We start from the raw sequence: 23,080 nt of genomic DNA on the forward strand, positions 1-23,080 counted from the left end.
AGTAGCTCTACCAAGGAAAAATCCCGCAATCGCCGCTACAGCAGCCCGTGCCTCTTGAGCTCCGCCTGTTCATCGCCCGAAATCCAGCCGAACACCTTTAAGCTGCCATCGCGCCGTTCGACGAGATAGTCGACTTCGAAATCGATGGTGACCGAACTTTTGTCCTTGCGCTCATATTCGCCCGACCATTGCACCTTGGCCACGCAATGGTCCTGATCGATTGGGGTCACCGAGACATCCTTGCAGGTCATCCTCTTGCTGCCCAGCGCGCGATAGGCCTCAAAACCCTTCTTCATCGTGTCTTTCAGCTGCTGGCCGTTCTCGCCCGCCATGACACCGGCCGGCGTCACCGAGACGAAGCCGGTCGAATACAGTGCGCCGACATCGCCCCTATCGACATTGCCGGCGATCGCATCGTTGTAGAACTTCTCATAGCTCTTGAAGAACGTCTGCACATCCGCCTTGGCTATCATTCCCGCCTCGTTGCAACTGCTTGCGTACAAGCTTGTAACATCGGCTCTCAGCCATCGTTCCGGGTCGGCGGTGGCGCCTATCCCAGCCTTCCCAGAACCGGGAAATTCTCCAAGAGCCAGTAGGACGCGCTCTGCACGCCGCCAGTGAGGAAAAACACGCCGGCGACGACCAGCAGCGCGCCGATCGTCTTCTCGACGCGGCCGAGATGGACGCGGAATTTGCCGAGAAAGCGCATGAAGGCGCCGGAAAACAGCGCCGCGATCAGGAACGGGATGCCGAGGCCGAGGGAATAGGCGGCAAGCAGCAGCGCGCCCTCGCCCACGGTCTCGCGCCCGCCGGCCAAAGTCAGGATCGGCCCCAGCACCGGGCCGATGCAAGGTGTCCAGCCGAAGGCGAAGGCCAGCCCCATGACATAGGCCGCGATCATGCTGGCCGGCTTGCCCTGCGACTGGAAGCGCGCCTCGCGTGACAAAAGCGGAATGCGCAGGATACCGAGGAAGTTGAGGCCCATGATGATGATCAGCACGCCCGCCGCCATCGCCAGCGGCTCCTGCCAGACGCGCAGCAGGCGGCCGATGGTCGAGGCGCCGGCCCCAAGCGCCACGAAGACGGTGGAAAAGCCGAGCACGAAGGCCACGGAAGCATAAAGCAGCGCGCCGCGCGCGCCTTCCTTTGCCGTCACGCTTTGATTGCCACGGAAATCGTCGACCGAAACGCCGGCCATGTAGCAAAGATAGGGCGGCACCAGCGGCAGCACGCAAGGCGACAGGAACGAGATCGCCCCTGCCCCGACCGCGCTGACATAGCCGATGTCCAATGCCATTCAATGAGTCCCGATTGTGCTGGCGTCGATATAGCGATGCGGGCACGCCCGTGCCAATCACCATTGTGTGGCACGTCGCCGCTTCGCCTCAGGAAGAAACAGGCATCCCAACGCGTTGACCGAACAAGCGCGCGACTGCCGCGCGCTTGTTTCAGGGAGACTACCGTGAAAGCAATCGCACTCGGCTTTGCCGCGCTACTGCTGGGCACCGCCGCATCCCAGGCCGCCGAAGCCTGGAAGGAAGCCGAAGTCAGCGGCACCAAGATCTATACCGACGCCAAGGGCATGACGCTCTATACCTTCGACAAGGACGAGAAGGGCAAGTCCAATTGCTACGACAAATGCGCCGCCAACTGGCCGCCGCTGAAGGCCGAGGCCGGGGCCAAGGCCGACGATGAATGGACGATCGTCGACCGCACCGACGGCAGCAAGATGTGGGCCTATGACGGCAAGCCGGTCTATACCTTCGTTAAGGACGAGAAGGCCGGCGACATGACCGGCGAAGGCGTTGCCGGCGCCTGGCACGTGGTCAAGGCCGACTGAGGCAACGCTGTTGAATGCCCCGGCTGCCGGTTCCCTTGATCCGGCAGCCTGTTGTTGATTACCGATCGTCCGCCCGGTTCGAGGCGTGCATGCCTCCATCCCCAAAAATGTGATCTTTGCCATACACTCTAAGAGTGTATTGCCAGCGGCCGCTTCCCAAATTGGCGGCTTCCCCTTGACCGATCGCAAAAGCACGGCCATGTGAGCGACGAAAAGAGTGGGATTTCGTCGCGCGTCGCGGAGTTCTTCCGCCACCTCACAGCTGAATAAGAGACCTCATGGACGTCGTCGTCGTCGAATCGCCGGCCAAGGCGAAGACAATCAACAAATATCTCGGCAAGAACTATAAGGTTCTGGCCTCGTTCGGCCATGTCCGCGATCTGCCGGCCAAGGATGGCTCGGTGCGCCCTGACGAGGACTTCGCCATGTCCTGGTCGGTCGACACCGCATCGGGCAAGCGCCTCGCCGACATCGCCAAGGCGGTCAAGGATGCCGATGGGCTGATCCTCGCCACTGACCCGGATCGCGAGGGCGAGGCGATTTCCTGGCACGTGCTCGAAGTCCTGAAGCAGAAGCGCGCGCTGAAGGACAAGCCGGTCAGCCGCGTCGTCTTCAACGCCATCACCAAGGCCTCGGTGCTGGATGCCATGGCCAATCCGCGCCAGATCGACGCGCCGCTTGTCGACGCCTATCTCGCCCGCCGCGCGCTCGATTATCTCGTCGGCTTCACGCTGTCGCCGGTGCTGTGGCGCAAGCTGCCGGGCGCCCGCTCCGCCGGCCGCGTGCAGTCGGTGGCGTTGCGCCTGGTCTGCGACCGCGAATCCGAGATCGAGCGCTTCATCCGCGAGGAATACTGGCAGATCGCAGCCATCCTCGGCACGCCGCGCAACGACAGTTTCGAGGCGCGGCTGACCGCCTTTGCCGGCAAGAAGCTGCAAAAACTCGACATCGCCAACAAGACTCAGGCCGACGACATCAAGGCGATGCTCGAAGGCGCGACCTTCAAGGCATTGTCGGTCGAGGCCAAGCCTACCAAGCGCAATCCCGGCCCGCCCTTCACCACCTCGACGCTGCAGCAGGCCGCCTCGTCAGGCCTCGGTTTCTCGGCCACGCGCACCATGCAGGTCGCGCAAAAGCTCTATGAAGGCATGGACATCGGAGGCGAGACCGCCGGCCTCATCACCTATATGCGTACCGACGGCGTGCAGATGGCGCCGGAGGCGATCGAGGCTGCCCGCAGCGCCATAGTCAGCGAGTTCGGCGCGAAGTACCTGCCGGAGAAGCCGCGTTTCTACACCACCAAGGCGAAGAACGCCCAGGAAGCGCATGAGGCGATCCGCCCGACCGATTTCGGGCGCACGCCTCAGTCGGTCAGGCAGTATCTCGACGCCGACCAGGCGCGCCTCTACGAGCTGATTTGGAAGCGTGCCATCGCCAGCCAGATGCAGCCGGCCGAGATCGAACGCACCACGGTCGAGATCGAAGCCGTCAACGGCGCTCGTGCTGCCGAGCTTCGGGCCGTCGGTTCGGTTATCCGCTTCGACGGCTTCATCGCCGCCTATACCGACCAGAAGGACGAGGACGCGGAGGACGAGGAGAGCCGCCGCCTGCCCGAGATCCGCTCCGGCGAGCAGCTCGCCCGCCAGGCGATCAACGCCACCCAGCATACCACCGAGCCGCCGCCGCGCTATTCCGAGGCGTCGCTGATCAAGAAGCTGGAAGAGCTCGGCATCGGCCGGCCATCGACCTACACCGCGATCCTGAAGACGCTCGAGGACCGCGACTACGTGACCATCGACCGACGCCGGCTGGTGCCGCAGGCAAAGGGCCGGCTGCTCTCGGCCTTCCTCGAAAGCTTCTTCGAACGTTACGTCGAATACGACTTCACCGCTTCGCTCGAGGAGAAGCTCGACGAGATTTCCGACGGCAAGCTCGCCTGGAAGGACGTGCTGCGCGACTTCTGGAAGGATTTCTCCGGCGCCGTCGACGACATCAAGGAACTGCGCGTCGCCGACGTGCTCGATGCGCTCAATGAAGAACTCGCGCCGCTGGTCTTCCCGGAACGCGAGGACGGCTCCAATCCGCGCATCTGCCCGAAATGCGGCACCGGCAATCTGTCGCTGAAGCTCGGCAAGTTCGGCGCCTTTGTCGGCTGCTCGAACTATCCCGAGTGCTCCTACACACGCCAGCTCGGCGACGCCGCCAATCCCAATGGCGAGAACGGCAATGGCGAGGACGGCGTCAAGCTGCTCGGCAAGGACCCTTACACCGCCGAGGAAATTACCCTGCGCAGCGGCCGTTTCGGCCCCTATATCCAGCGCGGCGAGGGCAAGGAGGCCAAGCGCTCCAGCCTGCCCAAGGGCTGGACGCCCGACTCGATCGACCACGAGAAGGCGCTGGCGCTGCTGGGTCTGCCGCGCGATGTCGGCAAGCATCCCGAAACCGGCAAGATGATCTCGGCCGGCCTCGGACGCTACGGCCCGTTCGTGCTGCATGACGGCACCTATGCCAATCTGGAAAGCATCGAGGACGTGTTCTCGATCGGGCTGAACCGCGCCGTTTCGGTGATCGCCGAGAAGCAGCAGAAGGGCAAGGGTGGCCGCAACGGCGCCACGCCGGCGGCGTTGAAGGACCTCGGTGACCATCCCGACGGCGGCGGCAAGATCGTCGTGCGCGACGGCAAATATGGTCCGTATGTGAACTACGGCAAGGTCAATGCGACGCTGCCAAAAGGCAAGGACCCGCAATCGGTGACGATGGACGAAGCGCTCGCCCTGATTGCCGAGAAGGAAGCCAAGGGCGGAGGCGGCAAAAAGCCCTTCCGCCGGGCGGCGAAGAAGGGATAGCAGGACGTGGCGCGCAGGATCTCCGGAAGAAGCCACGGCGATCCGCGCAACGCCGACACCAGGGCCAAGGTCAAGGACGACTATCGTCCCTCGCGTGACGAGGTCCTGCGCTACATCGCCGAAAATCCCGATCGCTCCGGAAAGCGCGAGATCGCCAAGGCCTTCGCGCTGCGCGGCGAGGACCGCATCTGGCTGAAAGACCTGTTGCGAGACCTTCAGGACGAAGGCCTCCTCAACAAGGAGCGCAAGCGCCTCACCCGCGCGGGCGCCGTGCCTCATGTCGCGGTGCTCGACATTTTTGGCCGCGACGATGACGGCGTGCTTCTGGCGAATCCAAGTGAATATACCGGCGCCGGCTCGCCCCCCGTCATCGCCATCCGCATCTCGCGCGCCGCCGGAGGCCCGGTCCCCGGCATTGGCGACCGTGTGCTTGCCAAGACTTTCCCGACCGACGATCCGTCAGGCCCTGCCTATACCGGGCGGGTGATGAAGATCTTCGAGAAGCGCAGCGACGCCGTGCTCGGCGTCTTTCGCGTGCTGAAGGATGGGACGTTCCGCATCGAGCCGGTCGAACGGCGCCAGCCGGAACTGATCGTCGACAAGGAATTCCAGAACGGCGCCAGGAATGGCGATCTGGTGGAGGTGGAGCCGGCGCGGGCATCCCGTTACGGACTGCCCCGGGCAAAGGTGCTGGCGGTGCTGGGCTCGCTGAGCAGCGAGAAGGCGGTCTCGATGATCGCCATCCACGCCCACGACATTCCCCATGTCTTTCCTGCGGACGTGATTGCCGAGGCCGAAGCGATGAAGCCGGCGACGCTCGATCACCGCGAGGACTGGCGCAGTCTGCCGCTGGTGACCATCGATCCGGCCGATGCCAAGGACCATGACGACGCGGTCTTCGCCACGCCGGACATGGACAAGAAGAATCCCGGCGGCGTTGTCATCACCGTGGCGATCGCCGATGTCGCAACCTATGTTCGCTACGGCACGCCGCTCGACCGCGAAGCCCTGAAGCGCGGCAATTCGGTCTATTTTCCGGACCGCGTCGTGCCCATGCTTCCTGAACGCATCTCCAACGATCTCTGCTCGCTGCGCGAGGGCGAAGACAGGCCGGCAATCGCCGTGCGCATGACCTTCTCCTCGGAAGGCCGCAAGCTCAGGCATTCCTTCCACCGCGTCATGATGAAGTCGGCCGCCAAGCTCGCCTACCCGCAGGCGCAGGCCGCGATCGACGGCGTGCCCGACGACAAGACACGGCCGATCCTCGACAGCGCTTTGAAGCCGCTATGGGACGCCTACGCCGTGCTCAGGCGCGGCCGCCAGTCCCGCCAGCCGCTTGAGCTCGACCTGCCCGAGCGCAAGATCCTGCTGAAGCCCGACGGCACGGTCGACCGCGTCGTCGTGCCGGAGCGCCTCGACGCGCATAAGCTCATTGAGGAATTCATGATCCAGGCCAATGTCGCGGCCGCCGAGACATTGGAGGGCAAGAAAGAGCCGCTCGTCTACCGCATCCATGACGCGCCGTCGCTCGCCAAGCAGGAATCGCTGCGCGAGTTCCTGGCAACGCTCAGCCTGTCGTTGGCGCGCGGCGCGCAGATGCGGCCGAGCCAGTTCAACGGCATTCTGGAGCGGGTGCGCGGCGCCGACAACGAGGCGCTGGTCAACGAAGTGGTGCTGCGCTCGCAGAGCCAGGCGGAGTACTCGCCGAAGAACATCGGCCATTTCGGCCTCAACCTCCGGCGCTACGCCCATTTCACCTCGCCGATCCGCCGCTACGCCGATCTGATCGTGCACCGTGGACTGATCGCGGCGCTTGGCCTCGGGCCCGGCGGCCTGGCGCAGCAGGAGGCGGACCGGCTGGAAGAGGTCGCCGCGCTGATCTCGGCGACCGAGCGTCGCGCCATGGCGGCCGAGCGCGATACGGTCGACCGGCTGATTGCCGCTTATCTCGCCGAGCGCGTCAACGACACGTTCGACGCGCGCATCTCCGGCGTCACCAAGGCGGGACTCTTTGTCCAATTGCCGCAGTATGGCGCCGACGGCTTTATTCCGGTGTCAACTCTGGGCGGCGACTACTATATCTACGACGAAACCGCCCGATCGCTGTTCGGGGAACGCACCGGCAAGGGCTATCAGCTTGCCGATCGTGTCGAAGTCCGGCTGGTCGAGGTCGCGCCAATGGCCGGCGCGATGCGTTTCGAGATGCTGACCGACCCGAAGCCCCTGCCCGGCTCAAGGCGGTCGTTCCACAAGGCCAAGGGCCGCGCCCGCGCGTCGCAATCGCGCTCGGGACCGCGCGGCAGGAGACGATAATGCCAGGTAACGTCCAAGTGCAAGAACAGGTTTTCGGCGGCAAGCATCATTCGGGCCGCGTCGCGCGTCCGCTGTGGACGGCGATCAAGCGCGGGATACTCGGCCGCTGCCCGCATTGCGGCAAGGGAAAGCTGTTCCGCGCTTTCGTGAAGCCCGTCGACAAGTGCGGGGTCTGCGGCGAGGAACTGCACCACCATCGCGCGGACGACCTGCCTGCCTATCTGGTCATCGTCATTGTCGGCCACATCGTGGTCGGCTCCTTCATGGCAGTGGAGGCGACCACCACGCTGTCTACGTGGCAGCACGCGCTGATCTGGGTGCCGTTGACCATCATTCTGGCCGTTGCGCTGCTGCAGCCAGTCAAGGGCGCTGTCATCGGCCTGCAATGGGCGCTTTATATGCACGGCTTCGGCGACGAGAAGGACGAATTCGAGAGCCATTGATAAGCCAGGCCGCACCGCGGTCGGCCCTGGTGCAAAGGCCGCGACGCGCAAGCCACTTTCGCATCAAGGAAGTTTCCGCTAGGTCGAGCGCATGGAAGGAATGACCAAGGCGGATGTCGACAAGCTCGATAAGGGCCTGGCCGTACGCAGCGGCCGGGCGTTGCGCCCGCGTGATGCGGCGACCCTCATTCTGCTCGATCGCCGGGACAAGGATGTTCTGGTGCTGATGGGCCGGCGCCATGCCGGGCACGCCTTCATGCCCGGAAAATTCGTCTTCCCCGGCGGCCGCACCGATCCCGCCGACAGCCGCGTTCCCGTCGCTGCCCCTCTGCGGGGTGAAGAAGAAGGCAAGCTGGCCGCAGGCCCCGGCGGCGCGAGCGCGGCGCGGGCCCGCGCAATCGCCCTATCGGCGATTCGCGAGACCTATGAGGAAGCCGGCCTGCTGATCGGCCGCAAGGGCGCCTTCTCGACCGCGAAGCGCGACTGGCAGGGTTTTGCCGAACATGGCGTAGTCCCCTCGCTTGACGCGCTCCGCTTCGTCGCCCGCGCCATCACTCCGCCCAATCGCGTGCGCCGTTTCGACACGCGTTTTTTCAGCGCCTGGCGCCACGACGTTGCCGTGGAATTGCCCGGCGGCGGTCCGACGAACGAACTCGAAGAACTTGTCTGGCTGCCGCTTGCCGATGCCCGCAAGGCCGACATCCCCGACATCACCGGCGTGGTCCTGGAAGAACTGGAAAGTCGGCTTGCCGAAGATCCATTGCTGCGGCCGGGGGGCGCCGTGCCGTTCTTCCGGCTCGTCCGCAACCGCTTCGTCCGCGAAGTCCTTTAGAAACAGAGCATTTTGATCCCATGACGGTCGATACCCAACAACAGGGCGACGAACGCGTACACTGGCTGCCGATGGTCGCGGCGATCTCTTCGATCAGCGTCGTCGGCATCGCCATAGGCTTAGGCATGCCGCTGCTCAGCGTCATTCTGGAAAGTCGCGGCCATTCCGCTTCGATGATCGGTCTCAACACCGCTGTCGCCGGTCTCGCCTCGATTGCCGGCGCGCCGCTCGCTACCCCGCTTGCCATGCGGCTAGGCGTCGCCTGGACCATGCTGTTGATGATTGCCATCGGCGCGCTCGCCTTCGTCGGCTTCCATTTCGCGCCGGAATTCTGGATGTGGTTTCCGCTCCGCGTCGCCCTGCATATTTCGCTGACGGTATTGTTCATCCTGTCGGAATTCTGGATCAGCACCTCCGCCCCGCCGAACCGGCGCGGCCTTGTGCTCGGCATCTACGCCACCGTGCTGTCGCTCGGCTTCGCCGCCGGACCATGGCTGTTCGCCCATCTAGGCAGCACGGGCTTCCTGCCGTTCGGCGTCACCATAGCGCTGGTGACGCTTGCCGCCATTCCGGTGCTGGCCGCCCGCAACGAGAGCCCGACCATCGTCGCCGACAGCGAGACCAGCCACTTCCTGCGCTATATCTGGCTGGTGCCGACCGCGACCTTCGCCGTGCTTGTTTTCGGCGCCGTCGAGACCGGCGGTTTCTCGCTCTTCCCCGTCTACGGCAATCGCATCGGCTATTCGGAAGCCGACGCCGCGCTGCTCCTGACAATGATCGGGCTCGGCAATGTGCTGCTGCAGATCCCGATCGGCATGATCAGCGACCGCGTTTCCGACCGCCGCTACCTGCTGCTGGCCTGCGCCACGGTCGGGCTCATCGGCACCGTCTTCATGCCGTTCTTCGCGCAGAACTGGCATCTGATGGCGGCCCTCTTGTTCGTCTGGGGCGGCGTCGTCGCCGCCATGTACACGATCGGCCTTGCCCATCTCGGCTCGCAGCTGTCCGGCCATGAACTGGCATCCGCCAATGCTGCCTTCGTGCTTTGCTATGGCGTCGGCATGGTGCTGGGTCCGCAGGCGATCGGCATCGGCATGGATGCCTTTGGCCCATCCGGCTTCGGCTGGTCGCTGGCCTTTTTCTTCGCCGCCTACATGGCTCTGATCCTGGTCAGGCTGGTGCGCAAGATTCTCTAGGCAATGCCGCTGAAGCGTCGGGCATCCTGACATCACCGTGTCAGCAGCACCCCTGCTATAACCTGCCTCCGACGCGAGGTAGGAGAATTGCGATGGTCGACAGCGGCTTTGAAACCAGATCCCTCAGGATGGAACTGCTTCTGCTCGTCACGTTCCAGGCACCGGCCGTCGATGTCGAGCGCATCATGGAGGCCGTGGTGGCGATCACGCCGCTGCGCATGGGCAAGTATGACGCCAACGCCTATCAATCGGCGCAAGGCATCGAGCATTACCGGCCTCTCGAAGGCGCCGCGGCCGGCGCTGAGACCGAACTGCGCCGGCGACCCGGCACCGTCGAAGTGTCGTTCGAGATCGCCGACGACCAGGTGCTCGCCGCCCGTGTCGTCGAGGCGATATTCCAGGCCCATTCCTATCAGGAGCCCGTCATCCGCATCCAGCCGCTGCTCGCCAGCCGTTCCAAGGGTCTTGACGACCGTGCCAATCCCAACCGCTGGTGGAACACCACGGGCGACTGGAAAAAGGCGGGTGAGGATCGACTCGGCAAGGCGCCAAGCCCGGAATCGGTTGCGGCGGAGTAAAGCCGGAGCCTTGCAGCGCTTGGAAATCGCCGATGAATGACCACGCAACCCGCATGCCCGCACGCGATCCTCAGGACCTGGCGCGGCTTTTGGTTGCTCGCCAGCAGGCGGGAGACGCTGAAGGCATGGCCGCTCTCTACGCGCCCGATGCCATCCTCGATATCGGCAGCGGGCAGTTGGCGCGCGGCAGGGACGCCATCCGCGCGTTCTACGCCAAGTTGGTGATGGCGGGGCCAAAGTTTGAACTTGGAGATCAGCGTCCGGCTATGATCAACGGAGATTTGGCTCTCACCTCCACGCGCCTTCCCAATGGCACGGTGACTGTGGAAATTGCTCGCCGGCAAGGCGACGGCACATGGCTCTGGGTGATCGACCAGCCATCCATCCTTCCATGAGCCGTGACTCATCGTCGTATCCGGAACGATCCTCGGGCGCTCGCGGGCTCGGAGGGCGCTCGGGCTTGACTTTCCGGGCGCGTTCTTTATGTGTCGCGCCAAGTTTCCCGCGTCCGGGTGTTTTCCCCGTGCTTCAGCGGCCAAAACTCCACGAACATTAACGGACGAAAATCATGGCCAAAGCCGCAAACATCAAGATCAAGCTTCTGTCGACCGCCGACACCGGGTTCTTCTACGTCACCAGCAAGAACAGCCGTACCAAGACGGACAAGCTCTCGTTCCGCAAGTACGATCCGGTCGCCAAGAAGCACGTCGAGTTCAAGGAAACCAAGATCAAGTAATCTGGTTATCCTGCGAAACCAAAAACGCCGCCCAGAGGGCGGCGTTTTTGTTTTAGGTCGCCCGTACGACAAAGGAGCCGTGCCACGATCAAGCACGGGGTTCCGATGTCGGTTTTTGAGAAAAGGGGGCCGGTCGGCGGTTGGCAGCGGTACGAGGAGGCCACTATGTGCCAGCGCCGGCCGGCCGACCCCACGGACCCAGGAGATGCGGCGGACCTGAGCATCATGGGGTATTTTTGGATCGAGCCGGCTACTCTACCCTCGCGCCGGCCTCGTCTTCTGTCTATGCGTCGCAGATTTGCGCAAGACCTTATAAAAATCAACCATTTCTTAACCACCGCTCACGAATCGCTTGGGTTAAGGTAAATTCGTAACCCTGTTGGGACGGCCGAGAATCGTCGCCTTTTTGCCGAGCATGTCTCCCGAAACTGGAAACCGGTTTCGGGATAAAGACCGGCGCGTGCGGGGTCTGAAAGATCGCGACGTGTTTTCAGGCAGCCTTGGCGACCACCCTGTTGCGGCCGCCGCTTTTGGCCTCATAGAGCGCAAGGTCGGCGCGCTTCATCAGGGCGGCGACGCTGTCGGTCCCTTTCAGAAGCGAGGACACGCCGACGCTGACCGTGACCTCGATCGCCTTGCCGTCGGCACCGATGGCAAAAGGCGCTTGCGCGATCTCGGCGCGAATGCGTTCGGCAACCTTCTCGGCGACCGCGCCGTCGGTGTCAGGCATAACCACGACGAACTCCTCGCCGCCAAAGCGGCAGGCGAGATCGATGCCGCGCACATTCTTGCGCAGCCGCCGGGCGAACTCGCGCAGAACGTCGTCACCGCCGTCATGGCCATGGGTATCGTTGATCGACTTGAAGCGATCGAGATCGGTGATCATCACCGACAGGGGCCGCCGCCGCGCCACGGCGCGATCGAACAGCGTCTGCAGATGGCTGTCGAGGTAGCGGCGGTTGTGCAGCCCGGTCAGCCCGTCGATCACCGCCATCTCGATCGTCTGCGCGACGCTGGCGCGCAATTGGTCGTTGTAGCGCTTGCGCCGCACCTGTGTGCGCAGGCGCGCCGTCAGCTCGTGCTGGTCGATCGGCCGGATCAGGTAGTCATTGATGCCAAGTTCCAGGCCACGCAGGATGCGGCCCTCCTCGCCCTCGTCGGCGAGCAGCATGATCGGCAGGAAGCGGGTGCGGTCGAGCGAACGCAGCTGCGAGCAGAGTCTCAGCGCATCGAAGTCGGAGAAGGCAGTCGAGATCAGCACGCATTCATACGCCGTCTCGGCCGCCTGGAAGAACCCCGCATTCGGGTCGGTCGCGACATCGAGCTCGGCGGTGTTGCGCAGCATCTTCTGGATGCGTTCGACGGAAGTTTTGCGCTCATCGATGAGAAGCACCCGCGGCTTGGCGTCTTCGGTCGCGAAATCGCGGCTCAGAAGCTCCTCGATGCCGATATTGCGCGTGGTCGAGGCGCGCAGCCTGAGCTCGTCGGTCAGCGACTTCAGCCTGACCAGGCTCTTGACGCGTGTCATCAGCTGCAGGTCGTTGACCGGCTTGGTCAGGAAATCGTCGGCGCCCGCCTCGAGGCCGCGCACCCGGTCCGACACCTGGTCGAGCGCGGTGATCATGACGACAGGAATATGCGAGGTCGCCGGATCGCTCTTCAAGCGCTTGCAGACCTCGAACCCGTCCATGTCCGGCATCATCACATCGAGCAGCACGACGTCGACCTTGCCGTTCTCGCAGGTCTCGATCGCATCCGGGCCGTTATTGGCCGTCAGCACCTCGAAATACTCGGCAAGCAGCCGAACCTCCAGCAGCCGCACATTGGCGGGGATATCGTCGACGACGAGGATCCGCGCGGTCATCTCAAAACTCCGGTTCTGCTGGTCTCGGGCATCAGGCGTCGCCCAGATAGGATTTGATCGTCTCGATGAAGCGCGGCACCGAGATCGGCTTGGAAATATAGGCCTCGCAGCCGCCCTGGCGGATGCGCTCCTCATCGCCCTTCATGGCGAAGGCGGTGACGGCGATGACGGGGATCGAATGCAATTCGTCGTCTTCCTTCAGCCATTTGGTCACTTCCAGGCCGGACACTTCCGGCAGCTGGATGTCCATCAGGATGAGGTCCGGCCGGTGCTGGCGCGCGAGGTCGAGCGCCTCCAGGCCATTGCGCGTGCGAACCGTGTCGTAACCGCTGGCTTCGATGAGGTCCCGAAAGAGCTTCATGTTAAGCTCATTGTCCTCGACGATCATCACCTTCTTAGCCATCAGTTTCCCGTCCCGACCGCCCTCGAAGCCGAAGGCCGTCGCAATGCGTCCCCTTCGGACCGCACCCAACCCATTTCCACTCTAACCCAATATGATTGACGAAACGGAAACCGGAGGTTGGAAAGCTGCACCAATTCCACCTTCGGACGTTGCATGGGAAAGAGCGGAGGCTTGCCGCAAGCGACGCTTGCCGTTACTGCGGAAGGAGACTCGAAAAAATCCACCATTGCAAAGGTAACGATGGCGAACGCAGCGTCAATGCGCGAGGAAGCGGAAACCGTTGCCGTCAAGGCCCTGGCCTTCGTCGCCGCCGACCCGGAGCTTCTGCCCCGCTTCCTGGCGATCACCGGCATCGAGGCGAACTCGATCCGCAGGGCCGCAGCTGAGCCGGGCTTCCTTGCCGGCGTTCTGCAATTCATCCTGGCGCACGAGCCGACGCTTCTGCGCTTCGCCGAAGAGACCGGCACGCCGCCTGCCGCCGTCGGCAAGGCGCTGCGCGCCCTTCCGCTCGGCGACGACGATCACGAGCGCTCGACATGAGCGACGATCCCGAGACGGCGCGGCAGATCGAAGAGCTTGCCGTCGATGACCGGCCGCTGCTGGTGCTCGATGTCGACGATGTCGTGCTCGAATTCGTCCGGCCCTTCCCGCATTTCCTGAAGTCGCGCGGCTTCGGGCTGACGCTGGCTTCCTTCCGCCTCACCGGCAACATCGCCGAGACGGCGAGCGGGCGGCTGATCGAGCAGCCGGAAGTGACGGCGCTTTTGGGCGAATTCTTCGACGCCCAGGCGGATTGGCAAAGCATCGCCGAGGGCGCGGCGGACGCGCTGGCGATGCTCGGACGAAGCGCCGAGATCGTCCTGCTGACCGCCATGCCGCACAAGCACCGCGCCGTGCGCCGCGCGCATCTCGATGCGCTGGGACTCAATTATCCGCTGCTGACGACGGAAATGGCCAAGGGACCTGCCATCGCGAAACTGCGCGGCGTCAAGAGCCGGCCCGTCGCCTTCGTCGACGACCAGCCTTCCAACCTGGTTTCGGCGCGCAATTCCGTGGCCGATGCCCACCTCTTCCATTTGATGGCTGACAACTCGCTGCGCGCCCTTCCTGCCGCCGACGCCGGAAGACATCATCTCGGTCGAGGACTGGCGCGATGCGGCGCCAAAGATCGCAGCCGCGCTCGGGCTTTAACCTAAGCACTCAAGGCTTCAGCTTCGCTCCGGCCCCACCATTGTCGCCGCCGTCCGAATCATCGCCGCCGGCGGAATCATCCGTTCCGCCCGCGCCGTCGTCGCCTGAGTTGTCATCCTGGCCCGCGCTGTCGTCCTGGGCGGCGTCCGGTCCCTTCAGCATGGCGCCGTTGACCGTGACTGATCCATCGGCCTTGGTGTTGATCATCCACTCCAGCCGGCCGTCCGGCAGCGTCTTGCCAAAACCTTTGACGGCCAACGCAAATGGGAAGGCCTGCGCCATCTGCTCATCGCTTTTGGCGGCTTCCTTCAAGGCATCGATGATCTTGTCATAGCCGGCGACATCGACGGTCACGGTCGCATCGGGTTTCTCGCCGGGAAAGGTCATCTCGCCTTCCAGCGCAACCTCGATACTTCCGTTCTTCACCGTGCTGTGCCCGATCACGACCTTCGGATTTTTGGCCTTGAAATCGGCGACCAAAGCTTTGCCGAATTCGTCCGACAGCGGCGGATTCTTATTGAGATCAAAGGCTTCGATCGCCTTTTTCGCCATCGTATCGAGATCGATATTGGCGCCGCCGAAATTCAGGTCGATGTCGGTGGGCAGCAATGGCGTGGTCCATTCCGGCAGGGTCTGATGCGGGATCGTCAGGCCGGCAGCCTTGATCGCGTAATCGACCTTGCCGTTCTGGGAGACGCCATCCATGCCGAATGCGGTGCTGAATTGCGTAGCGCCGAACTTGCCGACCGGGCTGTCCACCTCGAAATTCTTGAAGCCGTAATTGCCGTCGACCCTTTCCCAGATGGGCAGCGCGGCCAGCATCAACGATTTGAGCTCGGCCTGGTTGGCCTTGAGCTTGGCTTCGTCTTCATTGGCCACGGCAAAGGCAAGCAGGTCGAGCAGCGGCTTCGTCCGCACGCCTTTGCCGTGTGCGTCCACCGAAAGTTCCGGCGTCTTCAAGGTGAGCGGAAAGTTCATCCCGCTGTCGGGGTCGTTCACCTTGATCATCTCGACGAAGTCCGAGACTTTCTGCGTAGCCGTGAAGTCGACGCCGCCATTGGCGGATTTGGTCGCGGTAACGTTGGCGGTGCCGGCGCCGGTCGAGACATCTGCCTGCTGCTTGGCTTGCCGGGACGTCATGGTCATTCCGGCCAATGAGCTGGTCGCGCTGGTGAAGGCGGCAAGGGCCGGATCGTAGACGCTGGTCAGCTTGCCGTCCTTGATCGTGAACTCCATGCTCTGACGGCCTTCCGGTCCTTCGAACTCGAAGGATGCGCCTTGCGAGAAATTCGACGAGACGTCCCAGGACCCGTCGCTGCGCGGCTTCACCATCAGCGCGTATGGCGCCATGTCGAATTTCAGGAGCTTCTGTTCCGGCAGCGCATTGACGAGCGCCTTGACGTCAAGCGCGATCTTGTAGGCGTCGCCCTCGACCGAAACCTTGAGCACGCCTTTGTCGAACGCCTGCTTGCCGAAATAGCGCGCCAGATTGTCGGACAGATCTTTGGCGCCTTGATTGTCGACGGTCTGGGCAAAAGCCGGCGCGCTGAGCGCAAGGGCAAAGGCAAATGGCAAAATACGCTTCACGTCAGTTCTCCGTGATTTCGGAAGACGAAATATTCATGCTTCTGGTAGGCAAGAAGCGTAACAGCCGCAAGACGCCGACTGTAGGCCAAAAGCTCATCCGGCTAAAGCACCAGACGCATCAGCCGCCTAAAGCACAAGGCGCATCAGCGGCCGGCCGGGCTTGCGCTCCACCAGCCTCTCGAAACCGGCCTTCTCGAACACCCGCGACGAGCCGACGAAAAGCCCGATCGAGCGCGAATCGCGCGACAGGTCGATCGGGCAGGCTTCCAGCAGCCTCGCTCTATTCTCGCGGGCGAAAGCGATGCCGCCCTCGACAAGGCGATGCGTGATGCCCCGGCCCCTTGCCCTGGCGCGGATGAAGAAGCAGGAGATCGCCCAGACGGCCGGGTCGCCGGCATCGGCAGGATCAACCGGCGCCGAGCCCCTGCCCTGATTGTTCCACTCAGGCACGTCGGCGCGAGGGCCGATCTGCATCCAGCCGACGGCCTTGCCGTCATCGAGCGCCAAGAGCCCCGGCGGCGGGCCCGTTTCGATTCGCGCCTTGATGAGATCCTTGTTGCGCTCCTTGTCGCTGGCGCGGCGCTCCGCCGGCGACAACCGGAAATGCGTGCACCAGCAGCCGTAGCAGGCGCCCTGCTTGCCGAACAGGTCCTCGAAATCGGGCCAGCGTTCAGGAGTCAGCGGTGCTATGGTCGTGCTCATGCGTTCTCCCCAGGCCAAGCTTGTTGCCAGCCTTGCGCTGTCGTACCATTGCATTTGTTCTCTTTATGTTCGCAGCGATGGCGGCTCCTGTCAACAATCCCGAACACGGTTTTTGCCGTGACTGCCTGGCTTTCCAGCGCGGCGAGACGCGTCGCTGCGATCGCTGCGGCAGCCCGCGCCTCGTCCGTCACGCCGAGCTCTACCGGCTGCGGATCGCCCACATCGATTGCGACGCCTTCTACGCGGCGGTCGAAAAGCGTGACAACCCGGCGCTGAAGGACAGGCCGGTCATCATCGGCGGCGGCCGGCGCGGCGTCGTTTCCACCGCCTGCTATATCGCCCGCATCCATGGCGTCCGCTCGGCCATGCCGATGTTCAAGGCGCTCGAACTGTGCCCCGAAGCGGTGGTGATCCCGCCCAACATGGAAAAATATGTCGGCGTCGGCCGCCAGGTGCGGGCGTTGATGCAGGCGTTGACGCCGCAGGTCGAGCCGCTGTCGATCGACGAGGCCTTTCTCGACCTCGCCGGTACCGAGCGGCTGCACGGCATGCCGCCGGCGCTGGTGCTGGGGCGCTTCGCGCAGACGGTGGAAAAGGAGCTCGGCATCACCGTTTCGGCCGGCCTCTCCTACTGCAAGTTCCTGGCGAAAATTGCCTCGGACTTTCGCAAGCCGCGCGGCTTTTCCGTGATCGGCGAAGCCGAGGCGCCAAGCTTCCTCGCCGCGCAGCCGGTGACGATGATCTGGGGCGTCGGCAAGGCGCTGGCCGCGACACTGGAGCGCGACGGCATCCGCATGATCGGGCAGCTGCAGCGCATGGAACGCGGCGACCTGATGCGCCGCTATGGCGTGATGGGCGACCGGCTCTACCGCCTGTCGCGCGGCGAGGACGACCGCCCGGTCGATCCCGACGGCGATGCCAAGAGCGTCTCGGCCGAAACCACCTTCGACAACGACATCGCCGCCTTGGCGGAGCTGGTGCCGGTGCTGCGCGGGCTGTCGGAAAAGGTCTCGGCGCGGCTGAAGAAATCCGGCATCGCCGGCCGCACCGTGGTGCTGAAGCTGAAGACGCAGGACTTCAAGACCCGCACCCGTAACCGCCAGCTCGGCGATCCGACGCGCCTGGCCGACCGCATTTTCCAGACCGGGCTCGACCTGTTGCGCCGCGAGGCCGACGGCACAAAATTCCGCCTGCTCGGCATCGGCGTCAGCGACCTCTCCGACGACGAAAAGGCCGATCCGCCGGATCTGGTCGACGTGCAATCGCGCAAGCGCGCGCTTGCCGAAGGCGCGATGGACACGCTGCGCGACAAGTTCGGCAGGAAAGCCGTCGAGACCGGCTATACATTCGGCAAGGGCCGCGCCGCCAATCCGCCCGAGCCGCTGGAAGATTGAAGCGTCAGGTGCGCTTGAGGTCGATCCGGCTCGTCACCACCATCTTGCCGGTTGCCGGATCCATGTCGGTCACCGTCATGCGCATATTGTCCGGCCCGATCTTTTCTACGGTCAGCTCCGCATTGCGGTCGCCATTGACGACTTTCGCCCAGTGGATGTCGAGGTTGATTGCATCGCCCTTGCGGCTTCCGCTGAGCCCGGCAGGTCCGCTGCGCGAACCTATGTAAGTGCCAGTGTAGCTCGCCCCGTCGACCTTCAGGTCGGCGCGGATTTCCCGCGACATGATCAACAACGCACGACAGGTGCCGTCAAGCGAGAGCGAGTCCGCCGTCGCGTCCGAAGTGAAGTTGCAGTTGATGTTCATCACCGGCGTGTTCGTTCTGATCCTGACCGTCCCCTTACCGGCGAACTTCCCCTGCAGCGATCGCAGGAAAGCCGCCTCGTCGGCATGCGCGGCCGTCGCGCAGAAAAGACAGGCGGCGGCCAGCACAGCGGCGGTCAATTTCATCAAGACGTTTCCCTCTCGCGATCATGCGCCTTCCGACGGAAGGCGTGGACTTAACGGATGCCCAGCCACCAGGTTCCGCCGCCGCGATGACGGTTTTTTGACGCCCGCTCCGCTGGCCCAGTGGAATGACGCCGCTAACGGTTGCGGCCCGGGTTCGGGCTTGCGACATAGGGCCCCAAATGGCGCCCGCTCCCTCGATCCCAAAAGCCGCGTTCTGGATGGCTCTGTCAATCGCCTCGATGCTGGCGATGTCGGTTGCCGGCCGCGAGACGACGGCCGAGCTCAACGTCTTCCAGGTGCTGGAGCTGCGCTCGGTGATCGGTTTCTTCATCCTTTTGCCGCTGGTGATGATGAGCGGCGGTTTTGCCGCGATGCGCAGTGAGCGCCCCCTCGCCCATATCGCCCGCAACATGATCCACTATACCGGCCAGGCCGCCTGGCTCTACGCGCTGACGCTCATTCCGCTCGCCGTGCTGATCTCGATCGAGTTCACCACGCCGATCTGGACGGCGATCCTGGCGGTCAGCTTTCTGGGGGAAAAGCTGTCGCGATCGAAGCTCACGGCGATCGTGCTTGGCCTGATCGGCGTGGTCGTCATCGTGCGCCCCAGCGCCGGCTCGATGGATCCGGGCCACCTCGTCGTCCTGGGCGCCGCGGTCTGCTTCGGCATCTCGATGGTGCTGGTCAAGTCGATGACCAAAACCGAAAGCGTGGTGCGCATCATCTTCTGGATGCTGATCATCCAGTCGGCGATTGGCTTGATCCCGGCTCTCTATAGCTGGCACAACCCTTCGCCAGGGCTCTGGCCATGGATCTTCGTCATCGCCTTCACCGGCATGTCGTCGCATTTCTGCCTGGCCCGCGCGCTGGTCCATGCCGATGCCACGATCATCTCGCCGATGGATTTCCTGCGCGTGCCGCTGACGGCGCTGGTCGGCTGGCTGCTATACCATGAGCAGATCGACGTCTTCACCGCCGGCGGCGCGGCCCTCATTCTCGCCGGCAATTTGCTCAACCTGCAGAAGAAGACGCCGCGGGTGGCAGAGGCGGAGGCGGCAACGCCCTGAGCTAAACCAATTCCACGTCCACCACGCCCTGCACCGCGCGCATGGCGGAGGCGATCTGCGGCGAGACGCGATAATTACCCAGGCCGATCTCAATCTCGCCCTGCGCCTCTCCCTTGAGAACGATGATGCTGACTTGACTGTCGCCACGCTGTTTGAGCTGCGATTGAATGATCGACGATGGTCCATCGTCCCTGACGAAGATGCGCAGCGCTTTCTGGATGCGGCTGGCTTCATCGTCCAGTGATTGCACCGAGTTGATGCGCAGGTTTACGCCCTCAGGCCTGTCTTCGGCCGCAACCATAATCACCACCGAACTGCCGGGCTCCAGCATGTCGCGATACTGCGCCAGGCCTTCGGAAAACAGTACGGCCTCATACTGTCCCGTCGTGTCGGAAAACTGCACGACGCCCATCTTGTTGCCGGTACGGGTCTTGCGTTCCTGCTTGGAGGTGACCGTGCCGGCGAGGCGCCCGGCGGCGGCGCCGCGTTTGACCGCAGCCGAGAATTCCGCCCAGTTCTGCACCCGCATCTTTTGCAGCGCTGCCTTGTACTCGTCGAGCGGATGCGCCGAAAGATAGAAGCCGACGATCTGGAATTCACGGTGCAGCTTGTCGGCGGCAAGCCACGGATCGGTCGCCGGCAGGTTGAGCGCCTGCGACTGGCTCCCGAGCGAAGCGCCGAAAATGTCGGCCTGGCCGGAGATGGCGTTTTGCTGCGCCAGCGAGGCCAGGCCCATCATCCGCTCGACGCCGGCCATCATCTGCGCGCGGTCGTGGCCGAAGCAATCCAGCGCGCCCGCCATGATCAGGCTTTCGAAGACGCGCTTGCCGACGATCTTCGGATCGACCCGCTCGCAGAAATCGGCAAGGTTCTTGAAAGGCTTCTCGCCGCGTTTGTCGACGATGTGCTCGACCGCCGCGTCGCCGACACCTTTCAGCGCCGCCAGCGAATAGAAGATTTTGTTCTCGCCGACCTCGAAGGGACGGAAGCTCGACATCACCGACGGCGCCACCACCTCAATGCCGAGGCGCATGGCGTCCTGGCGGAAATCGGCCAGCTTGTCGGTATTGCTCATGTCGAGCGTCATCGACGCCGCAAGGAACTCGACCGGGTAATGCGCCTTGAGATAGGCGGTCTGGTAGGAAACGACCGCGTAGGCGGCTGCGTGCGACTTGTTGAAGCCGTAGTCGGCGAACTTGGCCAGGAGGTCGAAGATGAAATCGGCCTGCGGCTTTGAGACGCCGCGCTCGACCGCGCCCGTGACGAAGCGCTCGCGCTGCTTGTCCATCTCGGCGCGGATCTTCTTGCCCATGGCGCGGCGCAGGAGGTCGGCTTCGCCGAGCGAATAGCCGGAAAGCTCCTGCGCGATCTGCATCACCTGTTCCTGGTAGACGATGACGCCTTGTGTCTCCTTGACCAGATGGTCGATCTTGGGATGGATCGAGGCCATCTCCTCCTCGCCATGCTTTCTGGCGTTGTAGGTCGGGATGTTCTCCATCGGGCCGGGGCGATAGAGCGCCACCAGCGCGATGATGTCCTCGATGCAGTCCGGCCGCATGCCGATCAGCGCCTTGCGCATGCCGGCACTTTCAACCTGGAACACGCCGACCACCTCGCCGCGCGACAGCATGGCGTAGGTGTCGGGATCGTCGAGCGGGATCGTGGCGAGATCGATGTCGATGCCGCGCCGGCGGATCAGCTTCACCGCCGTTTCCAGCACCGTCAGCGTCTTCAGGCCGAGGAAGTCGAACTTCACCAGCCCCGCCTGCTCGACATATTTCATGTTGAACTGGGTGACCGGCATGTCCGAGCGCGGATCGCGGTACATCGGCACCAGCTCGGACAGCGGACGGTCGCCGATGACGATGCCCGCGGCGTGCGTCGAGGCATGGCGGTAGAGGCCTTCGAGCTTCTGCGCCGTGTCGAGCAGCGTCTGCACGATCGGCTCCTTCTCCGCCTCCTCGGCGAAACGCGGCTCGTTGGCGATGGCATCCGCCAGCTTGACCGGGTTGGCCGGGTTCTGCGGCACCATCTTGGAGAGCTTGTCGACCTGGCCGTAAGGCATCTGCAGCACGCGGCCGACATCGCGCAGCACCGCGCGCGCCTGCAGCGTTCCGAAGGTGATGATCTGCCCGACCTGGTCGCGCCCGTATTTCTGCTGGACGTAGCGGATCACTTCCTCGCGCCGGTCCTGGCAGAAGTCGATGTCGAAGTCCGGCATCGACACCCGGTCCGGATTGAGGAAGCGCTCGAACAGCAGCGAGAAACGCAGCGGGTCGATGTCGGTGATGGTGGTCGAATAGGCGACCAGCGAGCCGGCGCCCGAACCGCGCCCCGGCCCGACGGGAATGCCTTGCGCCTTCGCCCATTTGATGAAGTCGGCAACGATCAGGAAGTAACCCGGGAACTTCATCTTCTCGATGATGCCGAGCTCGAATTCGAGCCGCTCGCGATATTGCTCGACCGTGTAGCCCGGCGTCGGCCCGTGCGCGGCCAGCCGCGCCTCCAGGCCTTCGCGCGCCTGGCGGGCAAGCTCGGCCGCCTCTGCCTTCTCGGCTGCGTCCTTGTCGGCGGCGTCGGCGCCGGTGAAGCGCGGCAGGATCGGGCTGCGGGTCTTCGGATAGTAGGAGCAGCGCATCGCGATCTCGACCGTGTTGTCGATCGCTTCGGGCAAGTCGGAAAAGAGGCGCGCCATCTCGGCCTGCCCGCGCAGGAAATTGTCAGGCGAGAGCCGCCGGCGGTTGTCGGCGGCGACCACCGAGCCTTCGGCAATCGCAATCAGCGCGTCATGCGCCTCGTAATCCTCGCGTTTGGAGAAGAACGCCTCGTTGGTGGCGACCAGCGGCAGGTCATGCGTATAGGCAAGGTCGACGGTCGATTTCTCGACCATGCGGTCGTAGCCGGCGACCCGCTCCAGCTCGACATAAAGCCTGTCGCCGAACAGGCCCTTGAGGAACAGCAACCGCTGTTCGGCGAGATCGCGCCGGTCCGCTTTGAGCGCACTGCCGATCGGACCGCGCGGCCCACCGGTCAGACAGATCAGCCCGTCGCACCGATCTTCCAGCATAGCGCTGGTCAAATGCACCGGCTCGCCCGGCGGCGTCTCCAGATAGACCTTGCTGATCAGCCGCACGAGATTGCTGTAGCCGTCCTCGCTGGCGGCGATCAGCACGACCGGCGACATCTCCGGTCCGTGGCGGCGGCGATCACGCTGGCCGTCGCTCGCCTCGCCGGAAAAGGCCAGATCGATCTGGCAGCCGATGATCGGCTGGATGCCGTCCTTGACCGCCTTCTGCGCGAACTCGAGCGCGCCGAACAGATTGTTGGTGTCGGTGACGGCGATCGCCGGCGCCTCGTCCTTGACGGCATGGCCGACGATCGCGCCAAGCTGCAAGGCGCCCTCGAGCAGCGAATAGGCCGAATGCACGCGCAGATGGATGAACCTACGCGCCGGCGTTTCGGGCCGGCTGGCCTTCACTGCGGCTTCGCGCTGCAAAGGATCGCGTGGAAGTCGTTCATCCGCCATGTTTTTTCACGCTGTGCCAAGACTCATCGGTGCAGATGTATTGTCCCGGACGGG

Annotated in this window: 20 protein-coding genes and 1 pseudogene; 13 read left to right on the plus strand and 8 right to left on the minus strand. The window is 63.9% G+C overall.

The window, feature by feature from the left end; translation table 11 throughout:
• Positions 1-35: 35 nt before the first annotated feature.
• Entirely contained in the window at positions 36-473 is a 438-nt protein-coding gene (locus FJ425_RS09125; RefSeq protein ID WP_140627422.1) for a nuclear transport factor 2 family protein, read from the minus strand.
• Positions 474-550: 77 nt separating this feature from the next.
• The gene (locus FJ425_RS09130) at positions 551-1,297 is read right to left on the minus strand and encodes a cytochrome c biogenesis CcdA family protein (RefSeq protein WP_140627420.1); all 747 of its coding nucleotides are present in this window, start codon (positions 1,295-1,297) and stop codon (positions 551-553) included.
• A 165-nt stretch (positions 1,298-1,462) separates the two neighbouring features.
• On the opposite strand from FJ425_RS09130, the gene FJ425_RS09135 reads away from it, so the two are divergent.
• From FJ425_RS09135 to rpmG, 9 genes are all read left to right on the plus strand, one after another.
• Positions 1,463-1,840, plus strand: a complete 378-nt coding sequence (locus FJ425_RS09135; RefSeq protein WP_140627418.1) for a hypothetical protein — start codon at positions 1,463-1,465, stop codon at positions 1,838-1,840.
• A gap of 278 nt (positions 1,841-2,118) precedes the next feature.
• The gene (topA, locus tag FJ425_RS09140; protein ID WP_140627416.1) at positions 2,119-4,686 is read left to right on the plus strand and encodes a type I DNA topoisomerase; all 2,568 of its coding nucleotides are present in this window, start codon (positions 2,119-2,121) and stop codon (positions 4,684-4,686) included.
• Between the two features lie 6 nt (positions 4,687-4,692).
• Positions 4,693-6,999, plus strand: coding sequence for a ribonuclease R (gene rnr / locus FJ425_RS09145; RefSeq protein ID WP_140627414.1), 2,307 nt, complete (start codon positions 4,693-4,695; stop codon positions 6,997-6,999).
• Positions 6,999-7,442: a DUF983 domain-containing protein gene (locus FJ425_RS09150; RefSeq protein ID WP_140627412.1), complete on the plus strand. Its 444-nt coding sequence runs from the start codon at positions 6,999-7,001 to the stop codon at positions 7,440-7,442. Before rnr ends, FJ425_RS09150 begins: the two co-directional genes overlap by 1 nt.
• A 91-nt stretch (positions 7,443-7,533) precedes the next feature.
• Positions 7,534-8,274 (plus strand): NUDIX domain-containing protein, encoded by a 741-nt coding sequence (locus FJ425_RS09155; RefSeq protein ID WP_140627410.1) that lies wholly within the window; start codon positions 7,534-7,536, stop codon positions 8,272-8,274.
• A 20-nt stretch (positions 8,275-8,294) separates the two neighbouring features.
• Positions 8,295-9,470 carry an MFS transporter gene (locus FJ425_RS09160; protein ID WP_140627408.1) on the plus strand — a complete coding sequence of 392 codons (1,176 nt, stop codon included), beginning with the start codon at positions 8,295-8,297 and terminating at the stop codon, positions 9,468-9,470.
• A 92-nt stretch (positions 9,471-9,562) separates the two neighbouring features.
• Positions 9,563-10,048 carry a hypothetical protein gene (locus FJ425_RS09165; RefSeq protein ID WP_140627406.1) on the plus strand — a complete coding sequence of 162 codons (486 nt, stop codon included), beginning with the start codon at positions 9,563-9,565 and terminating at the stop codon, positions 10,046-10,048.
• Between the two features lie 32 nt (positions 10,049-10,080).
• Positions 10,081-10,443: a nuclear transport factor 2 family protein gene (locus FJ425_RS09170; protein ID WP_140627404.1), complete on the plus strand. Its 363-nt coding sequence runs from the start codon at positions 10,081-10,083 to the stop codon at positions 10,441-10,443.
• Positions 10,444-10,616: 173 nt separating this feature from the next.
• Complete coding sequence (gene rpmG, locus FJ425_RS09175) at positions 10,617-10,784, plus strand: 50S ribosomal protein L33 (RefSeq protein ID WP_006201775.1); 168 nt, start codon at positions 10,617-10,619, stop codon at positions 10,782-10,784.
• Positions 10,785-11,274: 490 nt separating this feature from the next.
• On the opposite strand, the gene FJ425_RS09185 is transcribed toward rpmG, so the two are convergent.
• Positions 11,275-12,648, minus strand: coding sequence for a PleD family two-component system response regulator (locus tag FJ425_RS09185; RefSeq protein WP_140627402.1), 1,374 nt, complete (start codon positions 12,646-12,648; stop codon positions 11,275-11,277).
• Positions 12,649-12,679: 31 nt separating this feature from the next.
• Positions 12,680-13,051, minus strand: a complete 372-nt coding sequence (locus FJ425_RS09190; RefSeq protein ID WP_040995610.1) for a response regulator — start codon at positions 13,049-13,051, stop codon at positions 12,680-12,682.
• A gap of 240 nt (positions 13,052-13,291) precedes the next feature.
• Here FJ425_RS09190 and FJ425_RS09195 point away from each other — a divergent pair, with 240 nt between their 5' ends.
• Both FJ425_RS09195 and FJ425_RS09200 read left to right on the plus strand, forming a co-directional pair.
• Positions 13,292-13,591 (plus strand): DUF3572 domain-containing protein, encoded by a 300-nt coding sequence (locus tag FJ425_RS09195; RefSeq protein ID WP_140627400.1) that lies wholly within the window; start codon positions 13,292-13,294, stop codon positions 13,589-13,591.
• Positions 13,588-14,242 (plus strand): annotated as a pseudogene (locus tag FJ425_RS09200) (hypothetical protein). The gene FJ425_RS09195 and the pseudogene FJ425_RS09200 overlap by 4 nt, the downstream one beginning before the upstream one ends.
• 9 nt (positions 14,243-14,251) lie before the next feature.
• Here the strand turns inward: FJ425_RS09200 and FJ425_RS09205 are convergent.
• On the minus strand, positions 14,252-15,829 hold the full coding sequence (locus FJ425_RS09205) for a hypothetical protein (RefSeq protein WP_140627398.1): 1,578 nt from the start codon (positions 15,827-15,829) through the stop codon (positions 14,252-14,254).
• Positions 15,830-15,955: 126 nt separating this feature from the next.
• On the minus strand, positions 15,956-16,531 hold the full coding sequence (locus FJ425_RS09210; RefSeq protein WP_140627397.1) for a GNAT family N-acetyltransferase: 576 nt from the start codon (positions 16,529-16,531) through the stop codon (positions 15,956-15,958).
• Between the two features lie 65 nt (positions 16,532-16,596).
• Between FJ425_RS09210 and FJ425_RS09215 the strand changes: the two genes are divergently transcribed.
• Positions 16,597-17,925: a DNA polymerase IV gene (locus FJ425_RS09215; protein WP_140627395.1), complete on the plus strand. Its 1,329-nt coding sequence runs from the start codon at positions 16,597-16,599 to the stop codon at positions 17,923-17,925.
• Positions 17,926-17,929: 4 nt separating this feature from the next.
• Here the strand turns inward: FJ425_RS09215 and FJ425_RS09220 are convergent, their stop codons facing one another.
• A complete protein-coding gene (locus FJ425_RS09220) occupies positions 17,930-18,433 on the minus strand; it encodes a hypothetical protein (protein WP_140627393.1) in 504 nt (167 codons plus the stop codon).
• 179 nt (positions 18,434-18,612) lie between these two features.
• Between FJ425_RS09220 and FJ425_RS09225 the strand changes: the two genes are divergently transcribed.
• Positions 18,613-19,500, plus strand: a complete 888-nt coding sequence (locus tag FJ425_RS09225; RefSeq protein ID WP_140722853.1) for a DMT family transporter — start codon at positions 18,613-18,615, stop codon at positions 19,498-19,500.
• A 1-nt stretch (position 19,501) separates the two neighbouring features.
• Here the strand turns inward: FJ425_RS09225 and dnaE are convergent, their stop codons facing one another.
• Positions 19,502-23,026 carry a DNA polymerase III subunit alpha gene (gene dnaE / locus FJ425_RS09230; RefSeq protein WP_140722856.1) on the minus strand — a complete coding sequence of 1,175 codons (3,525 nt, stop codon included), beginning with the start codon at positions 23,024-23,026 and terminating at the stop codon, positions 19,502-19,504.
• Positions 23,027-23,080: the final 54 nt, after the last annotated feature.

Origin of the sequence: Mesorhizobium sp. B2-7-2, from assembly GCF_006440775.1 — a bacterium.
Lineage (GTDB): Bacteria > Pseudomonadota > Alphaproteobacteria > Rhizobiales > Rhizobiaceae > Mesorhizobium.